Source organism: Bacteroides bouchesdurhonensis (genome assembly GCF_900155865.1).
GTDB lineage: Bacteria > Bacteroidota > Bacteroidia > Bacteroidales > Bacteroidaceae > Bacteroides > Bacteroides bouchesdurhonensis.
Window position 1 is genome coordinate 2,317,195 of record NZ_LT707006.1, and the last position, 11,612, is coordinate 2,328,806.

6 protein-coding genes are annotated in these 11,612 nt (G+C 41.1%); 2 read left to right on the forward strand and 4 right to left on the reverse strand.

The features are described 5' to 3' along the window. Nucleotides 1–286: 286 nt before the first annotated feature. The gene (locus CZ225_RS09390) at nucleotides 287–583 is read left to right on the forward strand and encodes a thioredoxin family protein (RefSeq protein WP_077153908.1); all 297 of its coding nucleotides are present in this window, start codon (nucleotides 287–289) and stop codon (nucleotides 581–583) included. Nucleotides 584–667: 84 nt separating this feature from the next. Here the strand turns inward: CZ225_RS09390 and CZ225_RS09395 are convergent, their stop codons facing one another. The 4 genes from CZ225_RS09395 to gltB form a co-directional block, all read right to left on the reverse strand. Beyond that, entirely contained in the window at nucleotides 668–1,426 is a 759-nt protein-coding gene (locus CZ225_RS09395) for a glycerophosphodiester phosphodiesterase family protein (RefSeq protein ID WP_077153909.1), read from the reverse strand. A 313-nt stretch (nucleotides 1,427–1,739) separates the two neighbouring features. Beyond that, the gene (gene asnB, locus CZ225_RS09400) at nucleotides 1,740–3,410 is read right to left on the reverse strand and encodes an asparagine synthase B (RefSeq protein ID WP_077153910.1); all 1,671 of its coding nucleotides are present in this window, start codon (nucleotides 3,408–3,410) and stop codon (nucleotides 1,740–1,742) included. Between the two features lie 55 nt (nucleotides 3,411–3,465). Then, nucleotides 3,466–4,806: a glutamate synthase subunit beta gene (locus CZ225_RS09405; RefSeq protein ID WP_077153911.1), complete on the reverse strand. Its 1,341-nt coding sequence runs from the start codon at nucleotides 4,804–4,806 to the stop codon at nucleotides 3,466–3,468. A 38-nt stretch (nucleotides 4,807–4,844) separates the two neighbouring features. Continuing rightward, nucleotides 4,845–9,398: a glutamate synthase large subunit gene (gltB, locus tag CZ225_RS09410; protein WP_077153912.1), complete on the reverse strand. Its 4,554-nt coding sequence runs from the start codon at nucleotides 9,396–9,398 to the stop codon at nucleotides 4,845–4,847. 364 nt (nucleotides 9,399–9,762) lie between these two features. Here gltB and glmS point away from each other — a divergent pair, with 364 nt between their 5' ends. Continuing rightward, on the forward strand, nucleotides 9,763–11,607 hold the full coding sequence (gene glmS / locus CZ225_RS09415; protein WP_077153913.1) for a glutamine--fructose-6-phosphate transaminase (isomerizing): 1,845 nt from the start codon (nucleotides 9,763–9,765) through the stop codon (nucleotides 11,605–11,607). Nucleotides 11,608–11,612 lie beyond the last annotated feature (5 nt).

The window sequence follows — 11,612 nt, forward strand, 5'->3', positions numbered from 1 at the left end:
ATTTTGATGCAAAGATATGACTTTTTGATTTATCTTTTTGTTAAAAGAGTGTCTAATATCTATTTGTTTTTATCTAACTTTCATTTGGTATAAATATGGATGTGAATAGTGTTAAATTATAATTATATGGATATTAATAATAGTATATTGTTATTTGGGGAAAGAATACTGCATATCTTTTCATTAAATATGAAGAATGTATAGAGCAAAATCGACTCTGTTTTTGAAGAACTTTTTCTATTGATCTGTTGTTTTAATCATTACTTATAATTAATAAATAATAGAGATGGACATAAAGAAGCAATTAGAAATAGAAGCAAAAGGTGATCATTTGGTTTTAGTCGTTTTTTATGCAGATTGGACTCCTCATTATGAATGGATTGGTCCGATACTGCGAACGTATGAAAAAAGAGCGGTTGATTTGATAAAGGTGAATACGGAGGAGAATCAAGATATAGCTGACTTACATAATGTAGAGACAGTTCCGGCTTTTATTCTGTTACATGGGGGACATGAACTTTGGAGACAGGTAGGTGAGTTGACTGTGGATGAGTTGAAAGAGGTATTGGATGATTTCAGATAAATTGAAAAGGGAAAAAAGATTGTAAAGCCTTCATTTCCGAATTACACATTCCGGAATGAAGGCTTGTACTTAGTGGGAATATCATTATTTGATGAGCCCTTGCAAAACAACGGGTTCATTTGTTGTGATGAAATCTGCTTTTTGGTCTATGAGCCATTTCATGTCTTCTTCTTTATCAATGGTCCATGAATTGACTTTCATCCCCAGATCATGACATTCTTTGATCCATTCCGGATGCTTCTTGAACATTCCGAGATGATAATCAGGTCCTGCGCATCCAAGAGCTTTCAGTTCTTGAGGCGATAAATCTCCGTTTAAATAAAATACGGGAGTTCCTGCTGGTGCCAGCCGGATAAATTCTTTGGTAGCATGCAGAGAAAAAGAGATATATTCCATGCGTTTCTCCAAGCCCAACTGTTTGACCAGAGCTATAATTTCTTCCACAGCTTTTGTTTCACGTTTTTTATTATTGTGCTTTTTTAGTTCCAAAATGAGACGTGTCGTTCCTTTTTGAGCCGCTTTCAGATACTGTTCCAGCGAAGGCAGTTTTTCACCGTTAGAGAGCCTTAGACCGGTCAATACATCTCCTTTAGAATATTCCATTGCCTTCATCTTGTACATGGGATCATGATTGACTACTAATTTATTGTCTTTAGTCATCCATACATCAAATTCTGAACCGTAACATCCTATCGAATCTGCTTTTTGGAGGGAGGTGATACTATTCTGTGCCGAGCCCGGAGTTTTCCAGAAACCTCGGTGAGCAATGATTTGTGTTTGAGCTTGCATATAGCAAGCAGAAACCACTAAAGCGGAGAACATCAATATTTTAGTTAACTTCATTTTCTTCTGATTTTAAAAAGTTTTATGTTCTGAATTTAACTTAGGCTTCAAATTTACAAAAAAGAAAACGCCAATTAGTTAATAGGAGTGCTAATCTGCGTTAATCGATACAGAGTATTTGTTTCATACGTTGAATTTCGTTCTTATTATAGGATATTTCATCCATCTGTATGAAAGTTATGGCGTCTATTTAGTTTGAAATAGGTAATATTTGCTCTCACCTTGCCACCACTGGATCTCTCAATGAATAGGGGAGTGTATAGAGAAAGTGGGAGCGTGAGAGCAAATTGAATATAAATTGTATAAGTAGTGTTTAGTCAGTATACGCTTCTTCGTGTATTCCCTTTACTGCCCTTCCGCTCGGATCATTCAGGTGTTGAAAGGCAACATCCCAAGCTAATGCTTCCGCTGTGGAACATGCCACACTGGGAACACTGGGCACACTGCGTGCAGCACTTTCACTTGGGAAATGTTCTTCGAAAATACTACGGTAATAGTATTCTTCTTTATTCATCGGAGTGTTGATTGGAAAGCGTTCAGCAACATGTTCCATTTGTTCGTCACTGACGGCAGCAGCTGTTACCTCCTTCAGCGTATCAATCCATGAATAACCTACACCGTCACTGAATTGTTCTTTTTGACGCCATGCCACACTGGGCGGTAACATATCTTCAAAAGCTTCGCGCACTATTCGTTTTTCGATTTCTTTTCCCGGACACATCTTGGCTTTAGGATTCAATCTCATGGCTATATCCAGAAATTCTTTGTCCAAAAAGGGAACGCGCCCTTCCACTCCCCATGCTGCCAGACTTTTATTCGCGCGTAGGCAATCATACAAATGAAGTTTGTTTAATTTACGAACGGTTTCTTCATGAAAAGCTTGTGGGGTAGGAGCCTTATGAAAATAAAGATATCCGCCAAATACCTCATCGGCACCTTCACCGCTCAGTACCATTTTGATTCCCATCGATTTGATAACACGTGCTAATAAATACATCGGTGTGGAAGCTCGTACGGTGGTTACATCATAGGTCTCGATAAAATAAATAACATCACGAATAGCATCCAGTCCTTCCTGAATGGTATAATTGATTTCGTGATGTACGGTTCCAATATATTCTGCTACTTCACGGGCCTTGATCAAGTCGGGCGCACCTTTTAATCCGACGGCAAAGGAGTGGAGTTGAGGCCACCAAGCATCGCTGGCACCATCCGTTTCTATACGTTTGGCTGCATATTTCTTGGCAATGGCAGAAATAACGGAACTGTCTAAACCACCGGAAAGTAGTACGCCATACGGCACATCACTCATTAACTGTCGTTGTACAGCCTCTTCCAGTGCCTTTTTTACATCATTTACTTTTGCATCATTATCTTTTACTGCATTGTATTCCGTCCAGTTACGGGTATACCAGCGATTCATTTTTCCCTCTTTACTATAAAAGTAGTGTCCGGGGAGAAAAGGTTCATATTTATCACAAAATCCTTCTAACGCCTTGAGTTCACTTCCAAAATATATTCTTCCTTCTTTATCCTTACCTATATAAAGAGGAATGACACCAATAGGATCTCGGGCAATGAGAAATTCATCTTTTTCCTCGTCATAGAGGACAAATGCGAAAATACCGTTCAGTTCTTCCAGAAAATGAATCCCTTTCTCTTTGTAGAGAGCGAGGATCACTTCGCAGTCACTACCGGTCTGGAAATGATATCGATCTGCATATCGGGTACGGATCTCACGATGATTGTAGATCTCACCATTGACAGCGAGCACTTGTTTCCGATCGGGTGAGAACAAAGGCTGTCCTCCGCTTTCCGGATCTACAATCGAGAGCCGTTCATGAGCCAAAATGGCACTTCCACCTACATAAATGCCACTCCAATCCGGTCCGCGATGACGAATTTTCTGAGCCATTTTCAGTACTTTATTTCTTAGTTCTCTAGATTGATATTTTATGTTGAGTATACCAGCTATTCCACACATAACTTTTACTTTTGAAGGTTGATGAAAAACTTTGTTTATTATATTGAGACAGAATTTATTTACTCAAATAGGCATCGATTTTCGTGGCGGCTTTCCGCCCTTCTGCCATGGCACGTACTACCAGACTGGCACCTGTGGCTGCATCTCCAGCGAAAAATACGTTTTTTGCTGGTTGAGGATGTTCAGGTTTCAGGAATCCCATAGCAAGCAAAACCATATCGGTCTCGATGATTTCTTTTTTACCAGTCGGTTTCATGGTTGGTTTGTTGCCGTTCGGTGAGGGTATCCATTCCACCTCTTCGACTTCTACTCCGTTCACTTTGCCGTTTTTTCCGATAAATTGCTGGGAAGCCAGACACCAACGTCGGATACAACCTTCCTCATGACTGGATGTAGTTTTAAGAACGATAGGCCATTGTGGCCATGGAGTAGAAGGATTGTATCCGACAGGCGGTTGAGGCATGATCTCGATCTGTGTGACACTTGTCGCTCCCTGACGAATACTGGTCCCGATGCAGTCAGACCCCGTATCTCCGCCGCCGATGACCAGAACTTTTTTCCCTTTTGCATTGACTGTTTTATCTTTAGGAAAGTTTTGACCGGCCAGTATACGATTCTGTTGTGAGAGCATTTCGAGCGCGAAATAAATACCTTTCAGTTCTCTGCCCGGAATATTCAGGTCACGTGCTGTCGGAGTTCCGGTACAGATACAATATGCGTCAAACCCTTCGGGTAAATGGTTGACATCGATCTCTGTGCCGAATTTGAACTGTATACCTTCTGCCGTCAGAATCCTTATTCGACGGTCTATCACGTTTTTGTCCAGTTTGAAATTTGGAATACCAAAACGTAACAATCCTCCGGCAGCTTCGTCCTTATCAAATAAGGTAATTGCATACCCTTTCAGATTTAACTGATTGGCAACAACCAAGCCGGCAGGACCGGCACCGATCACAGCAACCTTCTTGCCATTTCTTTTAGGTGACTTTACTTGTATATACCCTTCCCGGAAAGCTGCTTCCACAATTGCTGCTTCATTCTCACGAATGGTAACCGGCTGATTGCATGATAGTTTGAGCACACATGACTTTTCACAGAGTGCCGGACAGATACGCCCTGTAAATTCGGGAAAGTCACAAGTGGATGATAATATCTCGTAAGCCTCTTTCCATTTTCCTTTATAAAGTGCATCTTGCCATTCAGGCTGCTTATTGCCTAACGGACATGCCCAATGGCAGAAAGGCACACCACAATCCATGCAGCGTGAGGCTTGCAGTTTGCGACTGTTCGTATTCAACGTTTGTTCAACTTGACTGAAATCTGTGATTCGCTCGCTTACAGGACGGTATCCTGCTTCTTGGCGAGGTATATTTAAGAATGCTTTTGGATCTCCCATACGACTTTTATTTAATTATCAATAGTTACTAATGTCGGTTAATAGTCTCTTTGCATATCTGCTATTTTTTGCTGTAACTTTTTCATCTGTTCTTCCTGTAATACCTTTTTGTATTCGATGGGTACTACTTGGATAAATTCATCTGCGTAATGATTCCAGTCATCCAGCATTATACGTGCCAGTTTGGAACCTGTATACAAATAGTGCTGACGAATCAGTTCATGGAGTTCTTTCCGGTAGCTGGCTTCCTCGATTAGTGACAGTTCCACCATTTCCATGTTACAGAAATAATCAAAATTGCCATCCTTATTCCATACATAAGCAACACCTCCACTCATTCCGGCTGCGAAATTACGCCCTGTCTGACCGAGTACTACGACACGTCCTCCTGTCATATATTCACAACAATGGTCGCCTACCCCCTCTACTACAGCAATTGCTCCAGAGTTTCGGACTGCAAAACGTTCACCTGCCCGACCGTTAATATATACTTCTCCGCTTGTTGCACCATAAAGTAGCGTGTTGCCTGCAATGGTGTTTCTTTCAGCTTCAAAATTACTGCGGATCGGAGGAAGTACAGCTATACGACCACCACTCAGACCTTTACCCAAATAATCATTGGCTTCCCCTTCTAACTTGAAATAGACTCCTCTAACAAGGAAGGCACCGAACGATTGACCGGCTGCTCCTTTGAACTTGATGTTCAGGGTATGTTCCGATAATCCTCTTTCTCCATATTTCCCGGCAATAACTCCGGAAAGCATGGCACCTATGGCCCGGTCTGTATTGGCAATCGTATATTCCAGAGAAACTTCTTTTTCATGTTCGATAGCTTCTTGTGCCGCATCTATGATAGTGATGTCTTTTACAGAAGAAACTCCGTGCTCCTGATCAATGACATGACGGATAGCTGCACTATTGTCTATACGTGCCAACATCTTTGTAAAATCGATTAACTCGTGTTTCGGGTTTGAATCGTCTTTTATTGATTTACGTTGAATTAAATCCGTACGTCCGATGATGTCGTCTAAGCGAGTAAAGCCCATTTCTGCCAGATATTCACGTACTTCTTGTGCCAGGAAGGTGAAGAAATTGATCAGGTATTCACTGCGTCCATGAAAGCGTTGGCGTAATTCCGGATTCTGAGTGGCAACTCCTACCGGGCAGGTATTCTGATGACATTTACGCATCATGACACATCCTAATACGATCAGTGCGGAAGTAGCGAACCCATATTCTTCAGCTCCCATCAGTGCCATAAGGATAATGTCACGTCCGGTTTTCAACTGTCCGTCAGCTTGTAGAATGACCTGTCCGCGCAATCCGTTCAGAACTAATGTTTGTTGGGTTTCACTTAATCCCAATTCAGGAGATATTCCTGCATACCTGATAGATGATGCTGGAGAAGCTCCCGTACCGCCTTCTGCACCTGAGATTACGATTAAGTCGGCTTTTGCTTTTGCCACTCCTGCTGCGATGGTTCCTACGCCACTTTCCGCTACTAATTTCACGCTGATCTTGGCCTTTGGATTTACGTTTTTCAAGTCGAAGATCAATTGTGCCAGGTCTTCGATAGAATAAATGTCGTGGTGAGGAGGAGGAGAGATTAGTGAAATACCCGGTATGGAATGACGGGTTTTAGCTATCACATCATCTACCTTAAATCCGGGAAGCTGTCCGCCTTCACCGGGTTTGGCTCCTTGAGCTATCTTTATTTGTATTTCATCTGCATTGACTAGATATTCAGTTGTTACTCCGAAACGACCGGATGCTACTTGTTTAATGGAACTTCTCAGAGAGCTCCCGTCCGGCAAAGGCTGAAAACGGGAAGAGTCTTCTCCGCCTTCACCAGTATTACTCCGTCCATGAATCTTGTTCATGGCAATAGCCATCGCTTCGTGTGCTTCTTTACTAATCGCTCCGAATGACATTGCTCCGGTAACGAAACGATGTAGTATATTTTCTACAGGTTCTACCAAGTCAATAGAAATAGGGTTGCGACGAAAATCAAGAAAATCGCGTAGAAAGATGGGAGTTGCCTTGTCATCGACTAAATGAGTGTATTCTTTAAACTTTTTGTAACTTCCCAAACGGGTAGCAAGTTGAAGAGTACTGATCGTTTCCGGATTCCAAGCATGTTTTTCTCCGTCTTTACGGAAAGAATATAACCCTCTGTTCGGCAATAAACCGGTGATTTCTTCTTTTGCCAAAAAGCCTTCATCATGGAAGGTTATTGCATCCTTTGCAATTTCTTCTAGCCGGATACCGCTGATAGGAGAACTGATTCCTCCGAAATAAGCTTTACTTAATTCTGCACTTAATCCGACGGCTTCAAAAATTTTGGCTCCCCGATAAGAACGGATAGTGGATATTCCCATTTTACTCATGATCTTGAATAAGCCTTTGCAGATAGACTTTATGTAGTTTTTCTCAGCAGTGGCGTAATCCAGCTGGATATCTTTATCTTTTACCAACTGATCTAAGATTGCAAACGCCATGTATGGATTCAAAGCACTGGCTCCAAAACCTAATAGCAAAGCTGCGTGCATAACTTCTCGAATTTCTCCGCTTTCTACAATCAGTGCGGTTTGTACCCGCTTTCCCACAGAAATAAGATGATGATGAACAGCACTTACTGCAAGTAGGGAGGGAATAGCGGCATGTGTAATATCTACTTCACGATCTGTCAAGACAATATAATTAACTCCTTCCGTAACGGATGCTTCCGCCATTTTGCAAAGTTCATTCAGGGACTCCTGTAGCCCGGCTTTTCCTTTGGCTACTTCAAACAACATAGGTAATTTCACCGTTTTGAAACCTTTGTAGCGAATGTTGCAAAGAATATCCAATTGCGTATTACTTAAAATCGGATGGTTCAGGCGTACCATCTTGCAATGGCTTTCGCTGGGAGTGAGAATGTTCATTCCGACAGCTCCGATATATTCTGTAAGTGACATTACCAACTCTTCACGAATCGGATCAATCGGAGGATTGGTTACTTGGGCGAACTGTTGGCGGAAGTAGTTATAAAAAAGTTGTGGTTTATCGGAAAGTATCGCTAAAGGCGTATCATTACCCATAGAGTTCACTGGCTCTGCTCCTGTACTGGCCATTGGTATGATTAATCGTTCGATATCTTCTTTAGAGTATCCGAAGGTACGAAGCATTTGGCTATAGTTTTCTATATGGTGAGGTACTTTACGCCCACTTTTCAGCTCATCCAACTCAATGCGGTTGTTTGCTAGCCACGTTCGATAAGGTCTGGCTTCTGCCAGTTGTCTTTTCAACTCGCCATCGTAGTAGATTTCTCCCTTTTCTGTGTCTACCAATAATATTTTCCCAGGCTGAAGACGACCTTTTTCTTTGATATCTTCCGGTTCGAAATCCATAACTCCTACTTCAGAAGCCACTACCATCATGTCGTTCTTGGTGATTAGGTAACGTGCCGGTCGTAAACCGTTACGGTCGAGCATGCCACCGACAAACCGCCCGTCACTGAACAATAGAGCAGCCGGTCCGTCCCAAGGTTCCATGAGGATGGAATGATACTCGTAAAACGCTTTTAGATCTTCGCTGATTGGATTCTTTTCATTGAAAGACTCCGGAACCAACATTGCCATAGCATGAGGTAGGCTTAATCCGGACATTACCAGAAACTCAAGTACATTATCCAGAGAAGCACTATCACTCATTCCTGGTTGAATAATGGGTTTTATCTCTTTAATGTCTCCTAATGTCGGAGTGGAAAGTACACTTTCACGTGCTTCCATCCATCCGCGATTACCGCGGATAGTATTGATTTCCCCATTGTGGGCGAGTAGACGGAAGGGTTGCGCCAATCCCCAGGTTGGGAAGGTATTGGTGCTGAAGCGTGAATGCACTAATGCCAGACCACTGGTAAAATAAGTGTTTGTCAGATCGGGAAAGTAACTTCGTAGTTGCAATGATGAAAGCATTCCTTTATATATAATGCTTTTAGTTGAAAGTGAAACGACATAAAAGTTATCTTTTCCGGGAATTGCTGACAATCTGATTTTATTTTCAATCCTTTTTCGGATTAAATATAGTTTGCGGTCTGCGGTCTCGGTTTCTGTAAATCCGGTAATAAATACTTGTTTGATGTCCGGTTCATTTGCAAGAGCCGACTCACCTAGAATTTCCGGGCAAGTAGGTACATTACGCAGATGCATCAATGTAAGTCCTTCTTTTTCGATCTCTTCGATAATGATACTTAAAATACAGGCCTGGTCTTTCTCATTTTTAGGCAGAAAGAGTAATCCCGTACCGTAACGTCCTTTCTCCGGGACGGGAATACCTTGTAATAATATAAATTCATGTGGAATTTGCAGCATAATACCTGCACCATCCCCTGTTTTGTTATCCGCACCTTCAGCACCACGATGACGCATGTTCTCTAATACTTTTAAAGCCGACTCAACAATGTCGTGTGACTTCTCTCCATGAATATTTACCAACATACCGACACCACAAGCGTCATGTTCATATGCTGAGTCATAGAGACTCGCCTGTTGAAGCTGTCGTTGATAAATGAATCCTTTTGTTTCGTTGTTAAAAAGCTCTTTTTTCTTCATCTTTTCTAGCTTTATTGTATGATAATACCTGTTTAGTGTATCAAAATGTTCTGCAAAATTAATAATTTAATTTCATAATGATATTATTTCCCGACTTTTGTATGACACTAAATAAGGAAGCCTGCTTTTATTCTTTTAATTTGTAATCAGAATACTTTGGTTTAGTTTTAAATTGATAGTAGCCGAATGGTTATTTGAATGTGATTGTAATTTGTTTCTTTTTGAGATAAAAATAATATATTATTTAACTTTTTGATGTGTTTACATCTTTTTTATGTGCTTATGTCAAATAAATATAGAAATAGTTGTCTTTATGTTATTTAAAATGTGTATCTTTGCACACGAAATAAAAATATCATAATATATGTGTGGAATCGTAGGCTATATTGGTAAAAGAAAAGCCTACCCCATCCTTATAAAGGGACTGAAGCGATTAGAGTATCGAGGATATGATAGCGCGGGGGTAGCATTGATCAGTGATAACCAACAGTTGAATGTTTATAAGACGAAAGGTAAAGTCTCAGATCTTGAAAATTTCGTCACTCAGAAAGATATTTCCGGTACAATCGGAATCGCCCATACCCGTTGGGCTACTCACGGGGAACCTTGTTCCGCTAACGCTCATCCTCATTACTCTTCTTCCGAAAAACTCGCTCTCATTCATAACGGCATCATTGAAAATTACGCTGTTCTCAAAGAAAAACTTCAAGCCAAAGGTTATACTTTCAAAAGTAGTACTGATACAGAGGTACTCGTCCAATTAATCGAATATATTAAAGTAACCAACAAAGTTAATTTGCTTGCAGCCGTTCAGTTGGCATTGGGTGAAGTGATCGGAGCGTATGCGATTGCTATTCTTGATAAAGAACATCCTGACGAGATCATAGCTGCTCGTAAGAGTAGTCCACTAGTCGTTGGAATTGGTGAGGATGAGTTTTTTCTGGCTTCAGACGCTACACCGATTGTAGAATATACGGATAAGGTCGTTTATCTGGAGGACGGAGAAATCGCTGTTATTCATCGGGGGAAAGAACTGAAAGTCGTTGATTTGAATAATGTGGAAACAACTCCTGAAATAACAAAGGTAGAGCTAAATCTTGGACAGCTGGAGAAAGGAGGATATCCACACTTTATGCTGAAAGAGATTTTCGAGCAGCCGGATTGTATTCGTGACTGTATGCGTGGGCGTATCAATGTGGAAGCGAATAATGTAGTACTATCAGCAATTATCGATTATAAAGAGCGTTTGCTAAATGCTAAGCGATTTATAATTGTTGCTTGTGGTACTTCTTGGCATGCGGGACTGATCGGTAAGCATTTGATTGAAAGTTTCTGTCGCATTCCGGTAGAAGTAGAATATGCTTCCGAATTTCGTTATCGAGATCCGGTGATTGATGAACACGATGTGGTGATTGCTCTTTCGCAAAGTGGTGAAACAGCAGATACGCTTGCAGCCGTTGATTTGGCAAAAAGTCGCGGAGCATTTATATATGGTATATGTAATGCTATCGGTTCTTCCATACCTCGTGCTACCTATACAGGTTCATATATCCATGTCGGTCCGGAAATTGGGGTAGCTTCTACCAAAGCATTTACCGGTCAGGTTACGGTATTGGTTATGTTGGCTTTGACACTTGCTAAAGAGAAAGGTACGATTGGCGAAGAACAATATTTGGCTATCGTAAAGGAATTGAATCATATTCCTGAGAAAATGAAAGAAGTCTTGAAACTGAATGATACATTGGCTGAATTATCGAAGACCTTCACCTATGCTCATAATTTTATCTATCTGGGACGCGGATATAGTTATCCCGTAGCTCTTGAAGGTGCATTGAAATTGAAGGAAATTTCGTATATTCATGCTGAAGGCTATCCGGCTGCGGAAATGAAACATGGTCCTATTGCTCTGATTGATGCGGAAATGCCGGTAGTGGTGATTGCTACTCAAAATGGACTTTATGAGAAAGTGTTGAGTAATATTCAGGAAATTAAAGCGCGTAAGGGAAAGGTAATTGCATTTGTGACTAAGGGAGATACGGTAATTAGTAAAATAGCAGATTGTAGTATCGAACTTCCCGAAACAATCGAGTGCCTTGACCCGTTAATAACTACAGTACCTCTTCAATTGCTCGCATACCACATTGCGGTATGTAAAGGAATGGATGTAGATCAGCCACGAAATTTGGCCAAGTCGGTAACAGTAGAATAAGAATC